The sequence below is a fragment of the Winogradskyella ouciana genome (genome assembly GCF_009709615.1).
In the GTDB taxonomy this organism is placed as follows: domain Bacteria; phylum Bacteroidota; class Bacteroidia; order Flavobacteriales; family Flavobacteriaceae; genus Winogradskyella; species Winogradskyella ouciana.
The window spans coordinates 60,896-84,627 of the sequence record NZ_WJYA01000008.1; the positions used below are offsets into that span (position 1 = coordinate 60,896).

Here is a 23,732-nt window from a genome sequence, read left to right on the forward strand (position 1 = left end):
AACTGTCTACTTAAGACTGATTACGGTATGTTCAAATACTTATGCGTTTGCAAGGACACTTTCCATTTAGGGTTAGCCATGACGTAATCCACTATTTGCGGCATCATCTTATCACGCTTGCTCCATTCGGGTTGAAGATATAGAATACAGTCATCGTTAACTTTAGCAGCTTGCTCTTCGGCAAATTTAAAATCGTCTTTATTGTAAATAATACACTTAAGCTCATTAGCTTTGTCGTAAATCTCTTCGGTAGGTAATTTTATCTTTTTTGGAGATAAGCAAATCCAGTCCCATTCACCAGTTAATTTATAAGCACCAGAAGTTTCAATGTGAGTTTGTACTCCTTTTGCTTTCAACTGTTCTGTTAAAGGTCCCATATCCCAAGTCAGAGGTTCACCTCCAGTGACCACAATGATATCACTGTATTTTACAGCATTATCTACTATTTTAGTGGTTTCGGTTGCTGGGTGTAATTCTGGTAACCAACTCTCTTTAACATCGCACCAATGGCAACCTACATCACAACCACCAATTCTTACAAAATAAGCTGCAGTACCTTTGTGGTAGCCTTCACCTTGAATGGTGTAAAACTCCTCCATCAATGGTAGTAAGTGACCTTGGTCTATTAATGCTTGTTTTTCTCTTCTTGTCATAGTTTGCAAAGATAGTTTTTTAGCTGGAAGTTTGAAGCGTGAAGCTAGAAGTTTACGGAACGTATATGTTCTCGCAAAGGCGCAGAGTCGCAAAGCGAAGTTTGAAAATTATTCATAAAATCAAAACTTCGCGTCTTTGCGCCTTTGCAAGAAATACTATTTAGCCGCAATAACATCAATCTCAATACCAGCTCCACCTGCCAAACCTGAGGCGGCAAAAGTCGTTCTTGCTGGTTTTTTGGTAAAGTAAGTGGTATAAACGGAGTTAAAATCTGAAAAATCATCAATGTCTTTCAAAATCACAGTACACTTTACCACGTTGTCCAATGATAAGTCATGATGCTTTAAAACGGCTTCAATATTTTCAATGACTTGTTTGGTTTCGGCTTTAATGCCTCCAGAAACGAGTTCTCCTTTTTTATGGTCCTTGCCAATTTGGCCTGTTAGAAATAATAAATCCTCGGTTTCTACGGCATCACTAAAGGGCACGTTGGCTCTGCTTGGTTCATGCGATTTATGAAATATAATTTCTGATTTTGAATTCTCACAAGACTGAAAACTCAACAAAACTGAAAGGCAAAAAATTGAAAGTGTACACTTCATGGGAATGCGTTTTAATCTTGATTAAAATTACATTATTTTTATGCAAATTATTTTGACTGATGACGAATTCCGACAAATTCATAAAAGATATTGCCGATGGCAACACATTTAAAGGCGACTACATTACGCTCGGAGCAGCGATGCTAGAAGGTGAAACGATGACCAACTCCTACGTTAACGTACCACTAAAAACTATGAATCGTCATGGCTTAATCGCTGGTGCCACAGGAACAGGAAAAACAAAAACATTGCAAGTTCTGGCTGAAAATCTTTCAGAAAAGGGTGTTCCTGTTTTATTAATGGATATAAAAGGGGATTTAAGTGGATTGGCAAAACCAAGTCCTGGTCATCCAAAAATTGATGAACGTCATGAGAAAATAGGGTTACCGTTTGAACCTAAAGCCTTTCCTGTAGAGGTTTTAACGCTTTCTGAACAAGATGGAGTTAGACTTAGAGCTACAGTTAGCGAGTTCGGACCTGTTTTAATTTCGCGAATTTTAGATGTAACGGAAACACAAGCCGGAATCATTTCGGTTATTTTTAAATATTGTGATGACAACAAATTACCGTTGTTGGATTTAAAGGATTTCAAAAAAATTCTACAATATGCCACTAATGAAGGCAAAAAAGAATTTCAGGATGCTTACGGTAGAATCTCAACCGCTTCCACGGGAGCAATCCTCAGAAAAATTATAGAAATAGAACAGCAAGGTGGTGATTTATTCTTTGGAGAAACTTCTTTTGAGACAGACGATTTATTAAGAGTTGACGAAAACGGAAGAGGCTACATTAATATCATTCGTCTTACGGATATTCAAGATAGACCAAAATTATTTTCAACATTTATGTTGAGTTTACTGGCAGAGATTTATTCGACTTTTCCAGAGCAAGGAGATAGCGGACGACCAGAACTCATTATGTTTATAGATGAAGCGCATTTAATTTTTAATGAAGCTTCTGATGCTTTATTAAATCAAATAGAAAGCATTGTAAAACTCATTCGTAGTAAAGGTGTTGGACTATATTTTGTAACCCAAAACCCAACGGATGTTCCTGAAGCAGTTTTGGGACAACTCGGTTTAAAAGTTCAACATGCCTTGCGAGCGTTTACGGCAAAAGATAGAAAAGCCATTAAATTGACAGCACAGAATTATCCTGATACAGATTATTACGATACCGCAGAAGTATTGACTTCTTTGGGAATTGGTGAAGCATTGGTGTCTGCTTTGGATGAGAAAGGGAAACCGACTCCACTTGCAGCTACCATGATGCGTGCACCAATGAGTCGCATGGATATTTTAACAGAATCTGAATTAGCAAGCCTCTTATCACAGTCTAAACTCGCTAAAAAGTACAACGAGGAAATTGACAGGGAAAGTGCTTACGAAATGTTGAACAAAAAGATAGAAGTTGCCGAAGCCGAAGAAGCCAAACGTAAAGCTGAAGAGGAAAAAGAGAAGCTTAAAAGAGCGGAATCTAAACGAAGAACCTCATCTCGAAGTAGTCGTAGAACACGACAAAATCCTATTGTAAAAGTATTATCGAGCCCAACAGTAATTAGAAGTGTTTTAGGAATTTTAACCAAAATGCTGAAATAAACATAAACCTAAATCAAACCATGAAAAAAACCTTAATCGTTGTGCTCATATGTACAATCTTAGTAGCTAGTTGTGCCAAAGACACACCACCAGATCCATTTTTAATCCAAAAGCACAACATTGGTTTGCTAACGGACTCAACTCAGGTAAAGGAGTTGGATTCTATATTCAAAAATGATTCGGTAGTAAGATATATTGCCGGAGATGAGTTTGCAGGAGCTGTTAACACTATTGAGATTTTTGAAAAAAATGGCAATAAACTTTTAGACCTTTCTCCAGAAGAGGCACTAGATTCTACCTCTGTAATTTCAAGTGTTCGTATTATAGATGAGCGCTATAAAACTGAAAAGAACATCTCTGCACTTAGCACATTTAAAGACATAAAAGAAAAATATAAAATTTCAAAAATTGATAATCTAATTAATTCTATCGTGGTATCCGTAAATGAAATCAATGCATCGTTTACCATTGATAAAAAAGAATTACCAAGTAGTTTAAGGTTTGATATGGATGCTAATATTGATCCGATACAAGTACCAGAAAAAGCAAAGATCAAATATTTTTTTATTCATTGGTAGTAATCATGATACAATAAATTTATGAATCCCTTTCTTTCAAAAATACTGGTTGATATTGCTCGCAAACGCCTTAAACGTAAGCATTCAAAAAAGCCAATAACTAAAAGACAAATCGTACCAATTGTAAGAAGCTTACAAGTGGAATTGAGTCACGCTATAAAAGAAGCAATTTTTACTATTGCGGGCGTTTTTTCAGCAGGATTTGGCTTAAAAGGATTTTTATTACCGAATAAATTTATTGATGGTGGCGCAACTGGTATTTCATTGTTGTTAAACAATGTTTCAGATATTTCTTTAGGTATCCTCTTGGTTCTTGTTAATATTCCGTTTTTAATATTAGGTGCTCGTACAATAGGTGTCAAATTCGCCATAAAAAGTATCGTAGCAATAACATTATTAGCTTTTGTAGTTCATTTTGTAGACTATCCAACGATAACGGACGACAAATTGTTAATTGCAGTTTTTGGAGGTTTCTTTTTGGGCTTAGGAATAGGTATGGCGATGAGAGGCGGTAGCGTTATAGATGGTACCGAAGTTTTAGCAGTTTTTTTAAGTAGAAAATTGTCCATCACTATTGGTGACGTATTGTTGCTTATAAACATTGTTATTTTTTCTTTTGGCGCTTATATACTTTCTGTGGAAATTGCACTTTACGCTATTCTAACTTATTTGGCAGCAGCAAAAACAGTAGACTTTGTAGTGGACGGTGTAGAAGAATATGTTGGTGTTACCATTATCTCCGAAAAACATGAAGAGTTGCGAGTAATGATTGTTGAAAAACTAAGGAGAGCCTGCACAATTTATGCTGGTAAAGGTGGTTATGGGTCTAGTGGTGATAGTTACGATAAGGACATTATCTATACCGTAGTGACACGATTAGAGCTTGCAAAGCTCCACACTGAAATAGACAAAATAGATAAGAAAGCATTCATTATTATGGGCTTAGTTAAAGATTTAAGAGGCGGTATGATTAAAAAGAAGCCTCTAAAATAGCAGTAATGAAAAAATATACAATTCAAGATTCGCCTTTCGTAGTACCAACAGATGATGGTAAAACCATAAAAGAACATTTTGGTTTGGCAACTGATGGAAATTCACAAATAAGCATTGCGCATATGGTTGCGCCTCCTGGTTGGTCTGAACCGTTTCAAACTCCTGAATTTGATGAATACACCTTTATCATAAAAGGAAAAAAACAATTTATCATAGAAGACGAAACCATAGTCCTGGAAGCTGGGCAATCCATTAAGGTCAATAAAAACACAAGACTGCAATACTCTAACCCATTTACAGAACCATGTGAATATTTAGCTATCTGCTTACCAGCATTTTCAATAGACTCCGTAAATAGAGAAGACCAATAACATGAGTAGTTTTGTTATAAAATCCATAGGGAACGCCTTAAATGCAACAAGCTTAATTTCATCCAAGTACGCTACAAAAAAAGCCTTGAATTTATTTGCTTCACCAAGAAAAGGACGTTATAGTGAAGATCAAAGAAAAGTTGTAAGTTCAGCTTTATTTGAAGAGCTTTCTTATGATGGTCTAGATATTGCTACCTATCGTTGGCACGGTAAAGGAAAGACAGTTTTACTAGTCCATGGTTGGGAAAGCAATGCTTCTCGTTGGGATTATCTTCTCGAAGATTTAAAGCGTCAAGATTATAACATCATTGCATTAGATGCACCAGCACATGGACGGTCTGGAGGAAAGCAATTCAACGCTGTACTATATTCTGAATGTATTAATACAGTTGCCAAAAAGTTTAAACCCGAAGTCATTATAGGGCATTCCGTAGGTGGTATGGCAAGTGTGTTTTTTATGCATAACCATCCCGAGACTTCAGTTAAAAAATTGGTTCTACTTGGTGCTCCTGCGCATTTTACTGGAGTGTTCGCTAGATATAAATCCATGATGGGTTATAATAGGCGTATTTCAAAAGGTTTGGACAATGTAGTATTAGAGCGATTTGGTAAACCGGTGGATTATTTTTCTGCTGCCAATTTTACAGAATCCATTGAAGCAAAAGGTCTTATCATTCATGATAAAATGGATAGAATCATTCCGTTTGAAGACGCTCTTTTGTTTGCCAACTGTTATAAAAATGCAGAACTTATTGAAACTACAGGATTTGGGCATAGTTTAAAGGATGCGTCGTTGACTTCTAAGATTATTGGGTTTATAAATGATTAATTTAAAACATGACTGATAATAAAACTGTCTTATTGCTAATGTTAATACTGCTACAGAGTTGCAATTTTGCAGTTACTGAACCAAATACATCTAAAATATATTCTGACGTCCGAAGTATAGCCGCAATGAAAGATGTTATGTGGCAAGGTGAATTATATGGGAAAATTAATATAGACACAATTAAAAACAGAAAAGGCCTTTATGGTCTTGGCCCAAAAGCATTTTTAGATGGAGAAATTCTTATAAATGATGGAAAAACGTACTTATCTAAGGTAAAAACTGATTCGACAATGGCTGTAGAACAAATAAACTCGGTTGAAGCGCCATTTTTTGTTTATGCCAATGTTAACGAATGGGAACAAATTCAACTACCAGATAGTGTTAAGAGCATAAAAAGTCTAGAGCAGTATTTAGATTCTAAAACCAAAGACAAGAAACGACCTTTTGCTTTTAAGTTAGTTGGCAAAATAGAAAATGGAATCATTCATATTCAAAATTTACCAAAAGGTGTAAAAGTATCATCTCCAAAAGAGGCACATCAAGGGCAGGTCAACTACAGTTTAGAAAATGAAGAGGTGGAGATTGTTGGTTTCTTTTCAACAGAGCATCAGGGTATATTTACTCATCATGATTCATTTTTACATATGCACTTGATTACTAAAAGTCTAGATAAAATGGGACATTTAGACAAAGTGTCTTTCAGCAAGATGACCCTGTTTTTGCCAAAATCTTAACTAGAGGACTTAATAACTTTGTCGTATTTTTGCTTTATGTCAGACAACCTTACAAGACTCAACAAATACCTCAGCGAAGCTGGTTACTGCTCGCGTCGTGAAGCCGACCGCTTGATTGATGCTGGTCGTGTAACCATAAACGATGTTGTACCAGAAATGGGAACCAAAGTCGCCTCAGGAGATGTTGTAAAGGTGGATGGCGAAATTATTGGCGAACGTAAGCAAGATTTTGTCTATTTGGCATTCAACAAACCCGTTGGTATCGTTTGTACTACAGACACACGTGTTGAAAAAGATAACATCATCGACTATATCAATTACCCAAAACGTATTTTTCCAATTGGTCGTTTGGACAAACCTAGTGAAGGTTTAATTCTCTTAACGGATGATGGAGATATCGTTAATAAAATTCTGCGTGCCAGCAACAATCACGAAAAAGAATATGTGGTTACAGTGGACAAACCCATTTCCCAAACCTTCATTCAGCGAATGGCTGGTGGCATCTATATTGAAGAGTTGGGTAAACGCACCAAAAAATGTGAAGTTAAAAAGATTGATAAGCACACGTTCAGTATCATATTGACCCAAGGCTTAAACCGACAAATCCGACGCATGTGTGAGTATCTGAATTATGAAGTTCAGACACTGAAGCGAGTAAGAATAATGAACATTAAGCTCGATATGCCTGTTGGGAAGTATCGCGAATTGACCAAAGATGAGTTTAAAACATTAAGTGAACTTATAAGCGATTCCAAAAAAACCTCTGACCCAAAACAACACTCCAGAAGAAAAAACAGACGTTAATTAAATCTTAATTAACAAACACGATGGTTGCTTCCTTCTTAAATTTAAGGAAACTAGCAACCATGAAACCAATACTATCTCTTCTACTACTATTCTCATTTCTAAGTTTTTCACAAAACCAATATACTGTTTCAGATACCAATCCCTATGGTTTACCCAACCCAGAAGCACCAGAACAAATCAAGGATTTTGAAGGCTTAATTGGCAAATGCAACTGTAAGTCCGTGTCGAGAAATCAAGATCAAACCTGGGCAGACCCTGTGGATATGACCTGGGAATGGAAATATATAATGAATGGTATGGCCGTACAAGATGAAACTATAAAAGCCGATGGTAAACATTCTGGAAGCATTCGTCAGTTTATAGCAGATAGCAGTAAATGGTATGTACATTACTATTCTTCTGGCGCACCTTCTACCACTCTACCAACTTGGGAAGGAGGCAAAAAAGATAATGGAAACATTGTGCTCTATCGCGACCAAAAAGCACCTAATGGAGCAGAAGGTTGGTTTCGATTAACTTTTTACGATATTAATGACACTGGTTATAAATGGGTTGGCGAATGGACAGACAAAACTGAAAAAGTGACGTTTCCTACTTGGAAAATTGATTGCAAAAGAGAACGCAATACCGTTTCAGATGTTGATATGATAAAGAAAAACACGATTGCTTTTTCTAGAGCTTATATGGATGGTGATATTGATGCTTTGGTAAATATGTACACTGAAGATGGCAAGATATTCCCAAACAACAGAAAGATTATGTCTGGGAAAACGGATTTAAAATCCTATTGGGAAATCCCTGAGGGCGTAAAGATTCTTCATCATAAAGTGATACCAACTGAAATTACTATTGAAAACGATACAGCATACGATTATGGCTATTATGAAGGTAAAACGTTGACTAAAGATAAAAAAGAAGTCGCCTGGAAAGGAAAGTACCTCATCGTTTGGAAAAAAATTGATGGTAATTGGAAAATATTTTTAGACATTTGGAACAACGTAACGGAGTGATTAATATTTTCATTATATAAAAAACATGACTAAACTATCTCCTTTTCATCTCGCGATTCCCGTTCATAATTTAGAAGAATGTAGAGATTTCTACACCCATACTTTAAATCTTGAAGAAGGCAGGAGTAGCGACCATTGGGTAGATTATAACTTTTTCGGCCATCAATTGGTTATCCACTACAAACCAAATTCCAGTAAAGATTTGCACACCAATGCCGTTGATGGTAAAAACGTTCCTATTCCGCATTTTGGTGTAGTTTTAAACTGGAGTGACTTTCATTCTTTTGCAGATAATCTCAGGTTAAAAAATATAGAATTCATCATTGAACCTTATATACGTTTTGAAGGTGAAGTTGGCGAACAAGCCACTATGTTCTTTAAAGACCCATCCGGAAATGCTTTGGAGTTTAAGGCTTTTAAAGATATGAGCCAGCTCTTTGCTAAGTGATTTTTCTTCTTTCTAAAACAGAAAACGGCAAATAAATCAACAAAAACAGCGGAATGATTATTAACTGCCCAACCACAATATAATAAGGCCACTCGCCAAAATAGTCCAATAGTGAAGCTGACTTTGGTTTTTCATTTAAGTAAAAATAATTGGCGTCTAAGAGATAGTTTAAAATAATCATTAAAACTACATAGATCTGAAGTGCCAAAAATGATTTAAATACACTTTTCAAAGTCGGTTTCATCTTAAAAACGAAAATGAAATAGAAAATTATGGACAGCAAACCTAAGTGTACTACCCAATATCTAAAATAATCGAAACTTGGAAAGCCAATTACTATATCTGGCGTTATGACACCTTGAACCGTACCTCCAATTATCCAAAAGACCAATATTTCGAAAATCCAATATTTACGATAGTAGGTAAATACAGGAATAATCATTGCCATTAAACTACATAAGTAGAGTGGTAAATCGGTTTTAAAATTGTAATTATCAAAACCGATGCGGTATAAATGAAAACTGATAATAAACAAGGATACAAAGCAAGCAACAAAATGAATTACCCTGAATTTCTGGTTATTATTAAGGTTTCTATTAGAATATTTAATAAGTGAAATTGTAAAACTAATAGCCACCAATATGGGCAGTATATGTTGCAAACTTCCTATCGTTACAGAAGTCAAAGCGATAGAAAGTAACTTTATAAACATAAGATAGCTTATAGTTTATGCTTTCTATGCTGCTCTCTAGCTAATAGTGTATTCTTTAGAAGCATAGCAATTGTCATTGGCCCTACTCCACCAGGAACTGGTGTAATATAACTTGCTTTTTTACTGCAGTTTTCAAAATCTACATCGCCTGTAATATAGTACCCTTTTTCAGAATCGTCTGGTACTCGTGTAATACCAACATCGATAATAACAACATCATCTTTTACCATTTCAGCTTTTAAGAATTTTGGAATTCCCAATGCCGAAATTATGATATCAGCTTGTGAGGTAATTTGAGTAATGTTCTTGGTGTGACTGTGTGTTAATGTTACTGTCGAATTGCCCGGAAAACCTTTACGTCCCATTAAAATACTCATAGGACGGCCTACAATGTGCGAGCGACCAATAACAACCGTATGCTTACCTTTGGTCTCAACTCCATAACGGTCTAGAAGTTCTAAAATTCCGAATGGTGTCGCAGGAATAAATGTAGACATATCCAATGCCATTTTTCCAAAGTTCATTGGGTGAAAACCATCTACATCCTTATCGGGATGCACAGCCATTAAAACTTTCTGCGTATTGATTTGAGGTGGTAACGGTAATTGAATAATAAATCCGTCGATGTCATCATTATTATTGAGATCTTCAATTTTATCCAATAACTCTATCTCACTGGTTGTATTTGGCATACGCACCATTGTAGATTCAAAACCTACACGCTCGCAAGCTCTTACCTTGCTACCGACGTAAGTTAAACTAGCTCCGTCATTACCGACTATGACAGCTGCAAGGTGTGGCACCTTTTCGCCATTGGCCTTCATTTTGTCAACTTCGGCTTTGATTTCCTCCTTAATGTCCTTGCTTGTTTTTCTTCCGTCTAGTATGGTCATTTCTCAGTATTCAGTCTGCAGTATTCAGTCTGCAGTAGTTATGTTTTATATTTATTTGACTGCCAACTGAGGACTGCCAAACTGCCAACTATTAACGTGGCATATTCTTCATCATCTGCATCATACGCTTTCCGCCTCCGCCTTGCATCATTTTCATCATTTTGCTCATCTGCGTAAACTGTTTCAGTAATTGATTTACTTCTTGTACAGATGTACCAGAACCTTTACCAATACGCTTTTTACGACTCGAGTTGATTACTGAAGGATTTGCACGTTCTTCAGGCGTCATAGAATGAATAATGGCTTCAATACCTTTAAAGGCATCATCATCGATATCTATATCTTTCATCATTTTACCAGCACCAGGAATCATTCCGATAAGATCCTTCATGTTACCCATTTTCTTGATTTGCTGAATCTGCTTTAAGAAATCATCAAATCCAAATTGGTTTTTGGCAATCTTCTTTTGAAGTTTTCGTGCTTCCTCTTCATCAAACTGTTCTTGAGCACGCTCAACAAGAGAAACCACATCTCCCATTCCCAAGATACGATCTGCCATACGTGACGGATAGAAGACATCAATCGCCTCCATTTTCTCACCAGTACCAATAAACTTAATTGGTTTGTTAACTACCGATTTAATCGAAATCGCGGCACCACCTCTGGTATCACCATCTAACTTGGTAAGGATAACACCATCAAAATTTAAAATATCATTGAAGGCTTTTGCTGTGTTTACAGCATCCTGACCTGTCATGGAATCCACTACAAACAAAGTTTCTTGTGGTTGAATGGCTTTATGAATGTTCGAAATTTCGGTCATCATAGCTTCATCTACAGCCAAACGACCAGCAGTATCTATAATCACCACATTATAACCGTTTGCTTTTGCATGTGCAATACCAGCTTGGGCGATAGCAACCGGATCGCTATTTCCCTTATCGCTATAAACCTCAACATTGATTTGATCACCAACCACGTGCAACTGATCAATTGCCGCAGGACGATACACATCACAAGCTACTAATAATGGTTTCTTTGTCTTTTTGTTCTTAAGATAATTGGCAAGTTTACCAGAGAATGTCGTTTTACCAGATCCTTGCAGACCAGACATTAAAATAACACTTGGGTTACCTGAAAGATCGATTCCTTCTGCATCGCCTCCCATAAGTTCAGTTAATTCGTCCTTAACGATTTTAACCATTAACTGACCTGGCTGAAGTGTAGTCAATACATTTTGACCAAGTGCTTTTTCCTTTACTCTATTAGTAAAATCTTTAGCAATTTTAAAGTTAACATCGGCATCTAAAAGCGCACGTCTTACTTCTTTTAAAGTTTCTGCAACATTTACTTCTGTAATACTACCATGACCCTTTAAAACGTGTAATGCTTTATCTAACTTATCACTTAAATTATTAAACATAATCTTTATCTCTTTTTGAAGTTGCAAATTTAAGAATTTACAAGAGATAAACGAATGGGATATCTATAATTCTACTATGCTATATTTGAGAATTTTACAAAAGAAAAGAGCTACCCAGCGGTTGGCAACTCTCTTCAATCAACTTAAACTTACTAAAATTACTAACTTATTTAGCGGTTCTTCTTCTTATTCACAAGTTCTTTCTAATACCAAGACATCGTCTCCTCTATGCATTTCTAATCGGTTTTCTTCACATTCCACAACTAACCAATCACCAGTTATAGCCTGAATATTTGGTCCTGCGACATTAGAGAATGTTACAATAACACCGTCATTTGATTGTGATGTTGACCAAAATGCATCAATGGTTTGGTTATCTGTATATATGACAACGATATTGTTTGAAGCTTCAAAATCAAAATTCCATTCCATTAAATTATCACTGCCATTGTAGTTCACTGCATTCCACATACAGCTTATTAAAAAGGCATCTACCTCCTGCTCTGTGCAGTTACCTTCATTACAATCCTCTATTACTAATATTACAGGGAATACTTCAAACTGGTCGTCAATTACAACTCTTGTGTAAACCACGGCTTCTACACCAATCATTGCGTAATTCTCTGGATTGGAAATAGCGTTTACGTTTGCTTCAGCATCAGCTTGGCTTTCATGATAAGTGACTATATCTGCACTTGGGTTACAATTGTGAAAGGCGGTTGTAAGATCAAACGTGTATGGTCCATCTGTTCCATTATCACATTGTTCTAATACAGCATCAAAACTTTGATAACATTCAAACAGGTTACATTCTTCAGTAATTAAATACACTGTAAATACTTCAAAATTGCCATTTTCAGCTTCTATTCTGAGATAAACCTGTCCGGTTTCTGACCAATAGGACTCTGTTTCTACAATGGCGTTAACATTATTCTCAGTATCAGCTATGCTTTCATGGAATGAAGGTATAAAGCTAAATTCACAAAGTATTAATCCAATGGTATCAGCACTGAGGTTAAACTCTGCCTCATTATTTGGACCCAAGCATTCTACTAATTCAAAATCAGAGAAACAGTCAAAAACTTCATTACCTTGATTGATATCACATTCTTGTTGCAGTTCTATATAATTATCACCATTTACTAGGTAGAAATAGTCATCCTCACATTCAACGATTTGCCATTCTCCATTTAATAGTTCAAAATCATCCTCAAATGTAAGGTCCATATATACATTACTAGCCACTACTAACAGTTCCCAAGTGCCTATTTGAGATTCTGTTCCATCTCCATCATCTAATAAAATCTGTCCGTTTGGTGTAAAGTACACATAAACCGCTGCTATGGTATTGATGAGGTTTGTTTCTAGCAACCAGGCACATTCTCCAAGGTTTGCATTTATTTCGGCTATGGAGCATCCTAAATCTCCTTCACAGTCTTGCTCTAATTCAATAGAATAATCTCCACGTACTATATCTAGTTCATCATCATCACATTCTACTATTAGCCATTCACCACCTAAATCATCTTGATAAGCCGTTAGCTCTGTTATATTTAAGATTAAACCATTATCGGTTGAATAAACCTCCCAATTTCCTCCAATGAAAACTGTGGCATCTCCTTCAGTTATTTGCAAAGTGCCGTCTTCATAGAATATCATTTGATGGATTTCAAAATCATTATTGGCATCGTTGATATCCCAAGGGCACTCTATCAACAGTTCCGTAATATCTTCCTCATTACAATCATAGTCATCATCATCACAATCGTCCTCTGCTGCTTCTATGGCATCAGAAAGTTCTTGGTTAGAATTAACTTCTATGGTTTCGCCATTGGCATATTCTAACGTCACTGGATAGTTTAAGCTTACAATTAGAGCATTGTCATCTTCCTCTAACGCTTCAAGAAAGTTATACAAGGCTTCATCATTTTCTATTGTAACGGTATCAACAATGTTGAAATCTGAATTGAACACAGAAAATGAAATTGGATATACAAAATCAATACATTCTATAACATCATCATCGTCATCACATTCATTAATAAAGTTTTCTAGTTGGTCTTCATTTTCAATTACAATTTCAGTATAGTCATTAAAAATTATGGTAATCGGGAATACGAAATCAAGAAAATCCTCATCATCTACTAACTCTTCAAATAAATCTTCGAGTTGTTCTAAATCAGCTTCAGTTTCAATAGTTATAGTGATATCACTAACTATAATGGTTACTGGCAACTCAATTGAAAAACAGCTGGCATCATCTAATATATCGTCATACGCTCCGTAATTGGCTGTAACATTACTCATGAATGATGCCAATGGAGAACTTGGTGTGATTACTTCTTGTTCATCAGGACTATTTACTTCTGTTGCCTCATCTTGGCAAGAAGAAAAAGTTAAAAGGGCAAAAAAGGCTAGTAGGATTGCGTGATTGATCGTTGTTTTCATTTTTGGGAGCTTTATCAATTTATTATAAAACAATCTTAGTTTTGATTTTCCTACCCTTGCTTTAGAAAATTTATTTATAATTTGTGAAGCGAAAGTTATGAGCCAACCCATACAAAATCATATTTGCGAAGAACAACTGTTTGAACGTTTGTACAAAAAACATTCAAAAAACCTTCATGACTTCTTGTATTACAAGTTTGGTGAAAATCTAAATCCACAAGATAAAGTACAAGAAGCATTTATAAAATTGTGGCAGAATTGCAGTAAAGTTTCACCAGACAAAGCAAAGAGCTTTTTGTTTACAACAGCCAATAACCTAATGCTTAATGCAGTTGCGCACAAAAAAGTGGTTTTAAAATATCAAAAGCTACCTCAAAAGCACTCTACAAACGAATCACCCGAGTTTGTAATGCAAGAAAAAGAGTATCATCAAAAATTACAGAATGCACTCGCTAATTTAACTGAAGCACAACGCGTGGCTTTTTTAATGAACAGAGTTGAAGGTAAGCGATTTAAAGAGATAGCAGAACTATTAGATATTTCCACTAAGGCTGTTGAAAAACGAATTTATGGAGCGTTGAAAAAGCTGCGCAAGGATATTGATGGACTTTAGCTTAGTTACCAGTCTTAGTCGCAGTATTCAATTTTTTGGAATTTGGAAATATTAGAAGGTAGGAATTTTTAGTGCTTGGCTGTTATATAGATGAATTACCATTATGAAAAGAGAAGAACTCATAAAAAAATGGTTGGACAACAACCTTACTACTGAAGAGCAAAAGACTTTTGAGCAACTAGAGGATTATAAAGATTTAATCCGTATGAATAGTGCTTTAAATAATTTTAAGGCTCCAGAGTTCTCTATGGAGAATAATTACAAGGGTTTAAAAACAAAAATAGACAGTAATAAGTCTATAGATTGGTATAAACCTCTTCTTAAAATTGCTGCAGTACTGGCCATCTGTTTTAGTGTTTATTATTACACAACGACTTTAGATACAAAGGTCAATACTGATATTGCAGAGAAAACCCAAATTGTTTTACCAGATGCTTCAACAGTTGCGCTTAATGCAAATTCTTACTTAAGTTTTAATGAAAGTCATTGGAGTAAAAACCGTGAAGTAACATTAGATGGAGAAGCCTTTTTTAAAGTGGCCAAAGGACAACAGTTTGATGTTATAACTAATGATGGTACTGTGAGTGTTTTGGGTACTCAGTTTAATGTTAAACAACGTAAAAACTACTTTGAAGTGACATGTTATGAAGGATTGGTAGCCGTGAAAAACAACGAAGAATTTGTGAAATTAAAGCCTGGATTTAGTTTAAGAATAATAGATGGGAAGCTACTTGTTAATGAAAAAGAAATCGCTACGCAACCAACTTGGTTGCGTGGTGAAAGCAGTTTTAAAAATGCATCTTTACAACACGTTATTTCAGAACTTGAAAACCAGTACAATATAAAGGTAACTGTTGAAAAGGTAGATACTTCTCGCTCATTTACCGGAAGTTTTGCGCACAATAATTTAGATTTAGCCTTGCAATCCGTAACAATACCATTAAATTTAAGCTACAGTAAGTCTGGAAATTCTATTGTGTTTAAATGAGTTCAATGTGAATAAACTATTACGGCGTGTAGTTTTATATCTATTTTTCATCACTTCTTGTCACCTGGCTCAAAGCCAAAATAAAGAAGAACAACCTCTTGCCTACATTCTTGAACAATTAGAAAAACGATACGACGTTAAATTCTCTTATGAAACCAAAACTATTGAAGGTGTTGTGGTTTCTCCATTGTCTGCAGAATTATCATTGGATGAAGCATTGGACAAACTAAAATCCATTACACAGCTCAATTTTAAAGTACTTAGCAGTCGATTTATTGCCATTAGTGCAAAGCATAAAACCATACAGTATCTAGAGGAAGTTGTTGTGACTAATTATTTAACCAAGGGTATTTCTAAAACCAATAATGGTGCGATTGCCGTAGATGCCAAAGCCTTTGATATACTTCCAGGTCTTATTGAGCCTGATGTTCTTCAAATTGTTCAAAATCTTCCGGGAATTATTAGTGTCGATGAGCGTATTTCTAACATTAATGTAAGAGGTGGAACAAATGACCAAAACCTTATTCTCTACGAAGGCATCAGAATGTACCAATCTGGTCATTTTTTTGGATTGATTTCTGCGTTTAATCCCTATTTATCTGATGAAATACGGGTTGCGAAAAATGGTACAAGTGCACTATTTGGCAACGGTGTCTCAAGTAATATTTCCATTAAAAACAGCAATATAGTTGATAATAAATTTAATGGTGGATTGGGCGCAAATCTTTTGAGCGTTGATGGATTTGCAAAAATTCCGCTGAATAAAAAAATGGAATTACAAGTGTCTGCGAGACGTTCTTTTACAGATGTTCTAGCCTCTACCACCTACGATGCCTATTTCGATAGAATTTTCAGGGATTCTGAACTTAATGCCTCCAACAACATAAACACCGTACTTGCACTAGATGAGCGTTTTTTATTTTATGACCTCAATACTAAGTTTTTATATGATATTGATGAAACCTCTAAACTTCGTATTAACCTGCTTAATATTTACAATAATCTCGATTACAATCAAATATTCACAAATTCCAATAATGAGTTTCAAGAAGTAAGAAGCACCTTAAACCAGTTGAGTTATGGCTTTAGTACAAGTTATTCAAAAGAATTTAATGACGATATTTCCGCTTCGGCTCAGTTATATTATTCTAACTACGATCTAGATGCTCAAAATAATGATATTACCAATGACCAGCTTTTGACACAAGAAAATAAGGTTGAAGATTACGGCTTGCGTATAGACATATCACAAAACGTAGACAACAACACGGAAATTAGAGGAGGTTATCAGTTTAATGAGGTCGCGGTCACAAATTTTGAAGATGTTTCCAATCCTGATTTCACAAGCTTAGTAAAAGAAATTATAAGAACACATGCTTTTTTTGGTGAAACGGAACGCTACTCAAAATCTCGAAACACCTATATAAGATTAGGAGCCAGAATTAGTTATTTTGAAAAGCTAAAAGAGCTGGTTATTGAACCTCGCTTTGCGTTCAATCAAAAAATTTCTGATGATATTAGGGTTGAAATATTAGGTGAACTGAAAAGTCAGTCGATAACTCAAGTTATTGATCTACAGCAAGATTTTTTCGGTATAGAAAAACGTCGTTGGCAGCTTTCTAACTTAGACGACGTGCCTTTGATACGTAGCCAACAAATATCACTTGGTGTCAGTTATAACCAGAACAATCTTTTGGTTTCTTTAGAAGGCTATTATAAGAATGTTGATGATATTACGGCACAAAGTCAAGGGTTTCAAAATCAGTTTCAATTTGCCAATGATATTGGTTCTTACACTATCACTGGTCTCGATTTTCTTGTCAATAAACGTTTTAATAATTTTAGTACATGGTTGAGCTACACTTTAAGTAATAATGATTATAAGTTTGACAATATAAATGACGGCAATGCTTTTCCTAACACGGTAGATTTAACTCACGTTGCCAATGCTTCATTAACCTATAATTTAGATAATTTTAAAATTGGTATTGGTTTTAATTGGCATTCTGGTCGTGCATATTCTAAACCTTCTGATGTTCAAAATAATGCTAATTCCGTTATTGAATATAGTAATCCTAATGGTTCGAGATTACCGGATTACTTTAGAGCTGATATTTCAGCCATATATAAATTTGAACTAATGAAAGGTGTGAAAACTGAGATTGGTGCCTCTGTTTGGAATATGTTTAACCAAACCAACATCATTAACCGTTATTACACTTTTGACGCAGATGATGCTATCATTGAAATAGATAATCGTTCATTAAAATTTACTCCGAATCTAAGTTTTAGAGTTAACTTCTAACCTTTATTTTTTATGTTTAATTTTAAGCTCAAAACTCTTTTATATGACTGAACAAGAATTGTACAAATTGAGATTTCCTATAGGTGAGTTTGAAAAGCCCTCTCATATTACAGAACAACATTTACAAGAATGGATTGATGCCATTGAGACCTTACCTCAGCGAATTATATCAGTGACCAGTAATCTCAGTGACAAAGAACTTAGTTATAAATACAGACCTGACGGTTGGACAATTAGGCAAGTTGTACATCACTGCGCAGATAGCCATATAAATAGTATTATAAGATTTAAATTAGCGTTAACGGAAGATTCGCCAACCATAAAACCCTATTTTGAAGATCGATTTGCCAAACTCATTGACTATAACGAACCGCTAGATGATGCCATATCTATACTTAAGGGAGTACACAACAAACTTGGTATATTGCTTAGAAGCTTTTCTAAAGATGATTTAAAAAGAGAGTTTGTTCACCCAGAATATGGGAAGCGTTACTCTATAGAAGAAACCATCGGTGTTTATGCCTGGCATAGTAATCATCATTTTGCACATATAGAGCAAGCACTTCGCTATAAAGGTGAATTTAATTAAAACGTTTTTTAGCAAAAAGCCCAGGAATAATTTCTGGGCTTTTTTGCTATTAATTATAATCAAACCATGAAAATTTAAGGTGTTCCATTAGCAGATTGCTCTCTTTCTCTCTCTTTTTCCTTTTCAATGCTCTTTCTAATTTTTTCTATGGCAGATTCTATAGATTTATCTGGCTCAATTAAATTGTACTGTCCCCAAAAATTTGGATCTGAAAAACCCGAAATAGCATCAGTAATTATTACCGTTGGTCTTAACCTGTCTTTATTTCTAATCTTAATATCTGAGGTATTTATTTCCCAATCGGTAACTGCCATTTCGCTAGATAACGTATAGACTTTATTGAAAATCTCTCGTTTTTTATTCACCTTAAATTTTAAACTCAAGTTAGAGTAGCTGTAATACCATTTTCCATTTTTAGCTTTATAATCTACTCTATAGTTAGCCTCTAATGGGTACACTACAACATCTCTAGGCTTCTTTTTAACCAGAAGGTTTTTGGTCTTGCTTTTATTACTCACATCCAAAGAGTAGTTAGCACTAACCAATGCCAGTGACTGTGTATCTATATAAAGTTTACCGTTGTAGTTAAGATTTAAGCCGTTATTTCTCGGTCTAAAATTAACCACATAAACATTTCTATTATTCACTGTTGAAGGCGAATCAAAAGAAAATCTATAACTACTAATGGTCTCATCGGTAAAAATATATTCAGGGTATTTCATAATATCCAAATATATTGTGGAGAATGGACCACCTTGCAATTTTACGGAAACTGTATCCAAACGCTTATAGTCTGTGCTTTTTCTTGCCTTACCAAGTTTTATAGCATCACGCTGAGAAGATGTATGAGGTTGCTTTAAAATATTAACAACAGCTTCTGTTAAGGATACATTTCTATTACGGCGTTTTATGGTTTCCCTGTAAAAAGCAGTCATGTATACCGACTCGTTCATAACGTTGTTGTTCTTTTCCTTAAAAACTCTACGTACCAGTTTCTCAGCATCCTTAAAAGCAGAAATACTAACAGCCGTTAACTCTGTTACAGCTTCATAGAGTTTAATTTTGTTTCCGTCTTTAGATAACTCCGAAAGTGGGAGTACACGTGTGTTATAACCTAAAAGGCTAACAATCACTTTAGAATCCAAATACTTAGTAGGAACTTTTAGTGTAAACTCACCTTCAGAATTTGTTATTGTACTAATATTGGTCTCATTCACATTAAGACTAACAGCCTCTAAAGTTCTATTGGATTTTCCATCAACAACCACTCCGTTATACTCAGTAAAATCTGACTGCGCATTTAAAGTAAAAGTCATTAGTAACATGGCAATGCATGTACTGATACAAGTTTTGTAAAAATATATTGTTTTCATAGCGTAATTATTTAGCAATTAACCCTTACTAAGATACGAAAAATGCATGGAGTTGCCTATAAACCAAAATGTTAAAAAGTAAATAATGATAATTCTTAACTTCTTTTTTGCTTTCTAAAAGCTGAAGGTGTTTCGTCGGTAAACTTTGTAAACGCCTTATAGAAAGTCACTTTATTATTAAAACCACTCTCTAAAGCAATCGCCTCAATTTTGTAGTGATCGTATTTTGGGTCGTGTAGGTGTTGTTTCGCAGTTTCAATTCTGTGTTTATTAACATAGTCGTTAAAGTTCTCATCTATCAATACAGAAAATGTTTGTGATACATGGTGCGACTTCTCGTTTAAGGCTTTTCCCAGGGTTAAAATGCTTAAATTATTATCTAAAAATAGCTGATCGTTATTGAATGCGTCTTCTATCTTAGATTTTATGCGGATCATATCCTTTTGCGAAAGATTAGAGCTAAAGTATTTTTTGCGAATCTTTTTTAGAAAATCTGGATTTTTGAATAACAGATAGCCAATCCCAAAAATCATTAATGTAAGTATAAGGTAGTACGACGCAAAATCCCTCCAACCATCTGCATAATGGGTAAGGTAGGAAATAAGAATTGTAGAACACACATAAGCTACAACCAAAAATAAAGCATATTGAATCCGCTCTGTTGACAGTACCAATCTTTTAGAAAACAGAAATACGGAACATCCAATAGCGTAAACACCCATTTGTATGGCTAAAAAGTAATTCCAACGCATGGTTCTATTTACAAAGTTCTCTAAGATATATTCATTGCGCAATTGGCTTTCCATTAACAACACATCACCATAGCCTATCCAAAAAACAACAATGGGTATTAAATGCAATGTATCTACTAAACGAAGTTTCTTTTTGTCTTGAAGAACACACTGCAAATGGACGAAGAGCAGAGGACCAAAAAGCATGGCGACTTCATAATAAAACCAACTTCTAAATTTCGGATAGATTATGCCTATCTCACTCGAACCGTATAAAAACAATAAAATATGAAAACCAACCAGCGCTATAAGCAAAGACAATGTTGTATTACGGAGATTGCGTTCCTTAAAAAAAACACCACCAGCTACAAAAAAGGCTATAAAAACTTGAGCGAATAGTATATATCGAATGATATCCAAGAGCAATTATTTTATTGGATACAATGTAATATTTATTTTTTGCTTAAAGAAACCCTACATACGCTCAGGTACTTCAATACCTAAAACACGAAATGCATTTTTAATAGTTTGCCCAACCGATCTAGACAAGGCTACTCTAAACCCTTTTTCCTCATCAGTGTCTGCTCCAAGAATGGACACATTTTGATAAAACGAATTAAAATCCTTCACTAAATCGTAAGTGTAGTTAGCGATTAGAGCAGGACTGTGTTGTTCAGCCGCATTTTGAATCACCTCTGGGAATTGCTCTAGCTGTTTTAACAACTGCTTTTCCTTTTCGTGTAAAACAATCTGGTCTCTGAGCGAAGTCGAAGTGACATCAGAGTCAGATTTTCTTAATATCGACTGAATCCTCGCATAGGTGTATTGAATAAACGGTCCCGTATTCCCTTGAAAATCGATAGACTCTTTCGGGTCGAACAATATTCTTTTTTTAGGATCTACTTTTAGGATGTAGTATTTAAGTGCTCCTAAGCCAATGGTTTTATAAAGTGTTTTCTTTTCCTCTTCTGAGTATTCATCGAGTTTACCGAGTTCCTTGGAAATTTCTTCAGCCGTATTTGCCATCTCCTCTATTAAATCATCGGCATCTACTACAGTTCCTTCTCTACTCTTCATTTTGCCACTTGGCAAATCTACCATACCGTAACTTAAATGGTATAGATTTTTCGCCCAATCGAAACCAAGTTTTTTCAGTATTAAAAACAAAACCTTAAAATGATAATCTTGTTCGTTACCTACGGTATATACCATTCCACCAACATCAGGATAATCCTTAATACGTTGAATTGCCGTACCAATATCTTGGGTCATATAAACCGCAGTGCCGTCACTACGTAACACGATTTTTTCATCTAGCCCTTCATCGGTTAAATCGCACCAAACAGAACCATCGTTTTTTTTGTAAAACACTCCCGTTTTCAGTCCTTCGGCAATAAATTCTTTACCTAATAAATAGGTTTGGCTTTCGTAATAATATTTATCAAAATCAACACCAATAGCTTTGTAGGTCTCTTCAAAACCATCATAAACCCAATTGTTCATTTTTTCCCAAAGGGCAACGACGTCTTTATCACCAGCTTCCCATTTGCGCAGCATATCTTGGGCTTCCAATAAAATTGGTGCATTCTTTTTGGCATCTTCTTCAGAGTGTCCTTGGGATACTAATTCTGAAATTTCTTTTTTATAAGCCTTATCAAATTCTACATAATAATTCCCAACCAACTTATCACCTTTCAATCCCGTAGATTGTGGTGTTTCACCATTCCCGAAACGTTGCCAAGCCAGCATACTTTTACAAATATGAATGCCTCTATCATTAATGATTTGGGTTTTGTAAACTTTTTTACCAGACGCTTTTAAAATTTCGGCAACCGAATATCCTAAAAGTACATTTCTAATATGGCCTAAGTGTAATGGCTTGTTGGTGTTTGGCGAAGAATACTCTACCATTATAGCCTTATCATCCTTTAGCTCAACAAAACCAAAGTTGGTCTTATCCTTAATCTCGTTGAAGAAATTGAAATAATAAGCATCGTCAATTTCTATATTCAAAAAGCCTTTTACAACATTAAAACCTTTAACCAAGTCCACATGGTCTTGCAAATATTGCCCAACTTGCTCTCCAATGACTGCAGGATTACCTTTCACCACACGCAACATTGGGAATACTACAACCGTAATATCACCTGCAAACTCCTTGCGAGTCGCCTGAAATTCCACAGATTCCAATTCCGATTGAAAAAGTGCTTTTACAGCGGCTTTTACGTATACTTCTAAAGTGTCTTGAAGGTTCATTTTCTACTTTGCCTTTTGGTGTTTAAAACGCTTGCAAAGATAGGAGTTTTATTGTTTTATTAAGATTTTGAATCATCTTAATTCCCTATTTTTAAGGAAGAAAAAATACATCAATCAAAAAATGGAAAGAAAAGAACATTTACTGAAGGGTATTCCTGTTTTAGCATCCTTAAATATTAAAAAAACTGTTGATTTCTATAAAACCAAACTTGGTTTTAATCGTGTAGGTTATTTAGATGATAATTATGCCATTATAGCCAGAGATAAATTTGTAGTTCACTTCTGGAAATGCAATGACAAAATCCATCCCGAAAACACAAGTTGCTACGTGGATGTTAAGGACATTGACACGCTTTATGAGGAATTAAAACCTTTTGGTGTAATTCATCCTAATGGACCATTAGAAGATAAACCTTATGGCATGCGCGAATTTGCCATTTTAGATGAAGATGGGAATTTAATTAAATTTGGGCAAGAGCTTGAGTGATAAAATCACCTGTTTTTGGAGAATCAATGCCTTTTTGATTTTGAGCATAAAGCGCTTCCAGCTTTCGACTTATTTAATCTTAACTAATTAATTAGCAGCATATTACAAATATCGTGCATTTCATCGATAAAATGGTCGTTTTTCCATGATTTCTGCCGTTAATCGATACAACATTTTTTTCAATATTTTCATCGGTCAGTTTATCTAATTTATTGGTATTAAATCCCAATTATTAGTGTATTTGAGCACATTATGGCATTTTTGGTAGGCTATTAACAAATGTCCCAAAC

23 protein-coding genes are annotated in these 23,732 nt (G+C 35.1%); 14 read left to right on the forward strand and 9 right to left on the reverse strand.

Features of this window, described 5'->3' with window-relative positions; translation table 11 throughout:
• Positions 1-20: 20 nt before the first annotated feature.
• Entirely contained in the window at positions 21-653 is a 633-nt protein-coding gene (locus tag F1003_RS13170) for a 7-carboxy-7-deazaguanine synthase QueE (protein WP_155089906.1), read from the reverse strand.
• A gap of 156 nt (positions 654-809) precedes the next feature.
• The gene (locus F1003_RS13175; protein ID WP_155089907.1) at positions 810-1,256 is read right to left on the reverse strand and encodes a Rid family detoxifying hydrolase; all 447 of its coding nucleotides are present in this window, start codon (positions 1,254-1,256) and stop codon (positions 810-812) included.
• 59 nt (positions 1,257-1,315) lie between these two features.
• Here F1003_RS13175 and F1003_RS13180 point away from each other — a divergent pair, with 59 nt between their 5' ends.
• From F1003_RS13180 to F1003_RS13220, 9 genes are all read left to right on the forward strand, one after another.
• Complete coding sequence (locus tag F1003_RS13180) at positions 1,316-2,854, forward strand: helicase HerA-like domain-containing protein (protein WP_155089908.1); 1,539 nt, start codon at positions 1,316-1,318, stop codon at positions 2,852-2,854.
• Positions 2,855-2,874: 20 nt separating this feature from the next.
• Positions 2,875-3,432, forward strand: coding sequence for a hypothetical protein (locus F1003_RS13185; RefSeq protein WP_155089909.1), 558 nt, complete (start codon positions 2,875-2,877; stop codon positions 3,430-3,432).
• Between the two features lie 21 nt (positions 3,433-3,453).
• Positions 3,454-4,425, forward strand: coding sequence for a YitT family protein (locus tag F1003_RS13190; RefSeq protein WP_155089910.1), 972 nt, complete (start codon positions 3,454-3,456; stop codon positions 4,423-4,425).
• 5 nt (positions 4,426-4,430) lie between these two features.
• Positions 4,431-4,796, forward strand: a complete 366-nt coding sequence (locus F1003_RS13195; protein ID WP_155089911.1) for a cupin domain-containing protein — start codon at positions 4,431-4,433, stop codon at positions 4,794-4,796.
• Position 4,797: 1 nt separating this feature from the next.
• Positions 4,798-5,625 carry an alpha/beta fold hydrolase gene (locus F1003_RS13200; RefSeq protein WP_155089912.1) on the forward strand — a complete coding sequence of 276 codons (828 nt, stop codon included), beginning with the start codon at positions 4,798-4,800 and terminating at the stop codon, positions 5,623-5,625.
• Positions 5,626-5,633: 8 nt separating this feature from the next.
• Positions 5,634-6,359, forward strand: coding sequence for an acetolactate decarboxylase (locus tag F1003_RS13205; RefSeq protein WP_155089913.1), 726 nt, complete (start codon positions 5,634-5,636; stop codon positions 6,357-6,359).
• Positions 6,360-6,395: 36 nt separating this feature from the next.
• Entirely contained in the window at positions 6,396-7,163 is a 768-nt protein-coding gene (gene rluF, locus F1003_RS13210) for a 23S rRNA pseudouridine(2604) synthase RluF (RefSeq protein WP_155089914.1), read from the forward strand.
• 62 nt (positions 7,164-7,225) lie between these two features.
• On the forward strand, positions 7,226-8,176 hold the full coding sequence (locus F1003_RS13215; RefSeq protein WP_155089915.1) for a YybH family protein: 951 nt from the start codon (positions 7,226-7,228) through the stop codon (positions 8,174-8,176).
• A 25-nt stretch (positions 8,177-8,201) separates the two neighbouring features.
• A complete protein-coding gene (locus F1003_RS13220; protein ID WP_155089916.1) occupies positions 8,202-8,624 on the forward strand; it encodes a VOC family protein in 423 nt (140 codons plus the stop codon).
• Here F1003_RS13220 and F1003_RS13225 read toward each other — a convergent pair.
• The 4 genes from F1003_RS13225 to F1003_RS13240 form a co-directional block, all read right to left on the reverse strand.
• Complete coding sequence (locus tag F1003_RS13225; RefSeq protein WP_155089917.1) at positions 8,617-9,336, reverse strand: YwaF family protein; 720 nt, start codon at positions 9,334-9,336, stop codon at positions 8,617-8,619. The genes F1003_RS13220 and F1003_RS13225 overlap by 8 nt on opposite strands.
• Positions 9,337-9,344: 8 nt before the next feature.
• Positions 9,345-10,229 (reverse strand): bifunctional 5,10-methylenetetrahydrofolate dehydrogenase/5,10-methenyltetrahydrofolate cyclohydrolase, encoded by an 885-nt coding sequence (locus tag F1003_RS13230; protein WP_155089918.1) that lies wholly within the window; start codon positions 10,227-10,229, stop codon positions 9,345-9,347.
• A 91-nt stretch (positions 10,230-10,320) separates the two neighbouring features.
• A complete protein-coding gene (gene ffh / locus F1003_RS13235; RefSeq protein WP_155089919.1) occupies positions 10,321-11,652 on the reverse strand; it encodes a signal recognition particle protein in 1,332 nt (443 codons plus the stop codon).
• 186 nt (positions 11,653-11,838) lie between these two features.
• A complete protein-coding gene (locus F1003_RS13240) occupies positions 11,839-14,100 on the reverse strand; it encodes an FIDD domain-containing protein (protein ID WP_155089920.1) in 2,262 nt (753 codons plus the stop codon).
• A 97-nt stretch (positions 14,101-14,197) separates the two neighbouring features.
• Between F1003_RS13240 and F1003_RS13245 the strand changes: the two genes are divergently transcribed.
• The 4 genes from F1003_RS13245 (at position 14,198) to F1003_RS13260 (ending at position 18,595) form a co-directional block, all read left to right on the forward strand.
• A complete protein-coding gene (locus F1003_RS13245; protein WP_155089921.1) occupies positions 14,198-14,713 on the forward strand; it encodes an RNA polymerase sigma factor in 516 nt (171 codons plus the stop codon).
• A 103-nt stretch (positions 14,714-14,816) separates the two neighbouring features.
• Positions 14,817-15,701, forward strand: coding sequence for a FecR family protein (locus F1003_RS13250; RefSeq protein WP_155089922.1), 885 nt, complete (start codon positions 14,817-14,819; stop codon positions 15,699-15,701).
• A gap of 7 nt (positions 15,702-15,708) precedes the next feature.
• Entirely contained in the window at positions 15,709-18,006 is a 2,298-nt protein-coding gene (locus tag F1003_RS13255) for a TonB-dependent receptor domain-containing protein (RefSeq protein ID WP_162306982.1), read from the forward strand.
• 43 nt (positions 18,007-18,049) lie between these two features.
• On the forward strand, positions 18,050-18,595 hold the full coding sequence (locus F1003_RS13260) for a YfiT family bacillithiol transferase (protein ID WP_155089924.1): 546 nt from the start codon (positions 18,050-18,052) through the stop codon (positions 18,593-18,595).
• 74 nt (positions 18,596-18,669) lie between these two features.
• Here F1003_RS13260 and F1003_RS13265 read toward each other — a convergent pair whose 3' ends face one another.
• From F1003_RS13265 to argS, 3 genes are all read right to left on the reverse strand, one after another.
• Positions 18,670-19,968 (reverse strand): carboxypeptidase-like regulatory domain-containing protein, encoded by a 1,299-nt coding sequence (locus F1003_RS13265; RefSeq protein ID WP_155089925.1) that lies wholly within the window; start codon positions 19,966-19,968, stop codon positions 18,670-18,672.
• Between the two features lie 95 nt (positions 19,969-20,063).
• On the reverse strand, positions 20,064-21,119 hold the full coding sequence (locus F1003_RS13270; RefSeq protein ID WP_155089926.1) for a helix-turn-helix domain-containing protein: 1,056 nt from the start codon (positions 21,117-21,119) through the stop codon (positions 20,064-20,066).
• Positions 21,120-21,173: 54 nt separating this feature from the next.
• Positions 21,174-22,955 carry an arginine--tRNA ligase gene (gene argS / locus F1003_RS13275; RefSeq protein WP_155089927.1) on the reverse strand — a complete coding sequence of 594 codons (1,782 nt, stop codon included), beginning with the start codon at positions 22,953-22,955 and terminating at the stop codon, positions 21,174-21,176.
• A 121-nt stretch (positions 22,956-23,076) separates the two neighbouring features.
• Here argS and F1003_RS13280 point away from each other — a divergent pair, with 121 nt between their 5' ends.
• Positions 23,077-23,442 (forward strand): bleomycin resistance protein, encoded by a 366-nt coding sequence (locus tag F1003_RS13280; protein WP_155089928.1) that lies wholly within the window; start codon positions 23,077-23,079, stop codon positions 23,440-23,442.
• The last annotated feature ends 290 nt before the right edge of the window (positions 23,443-23,732 follow it).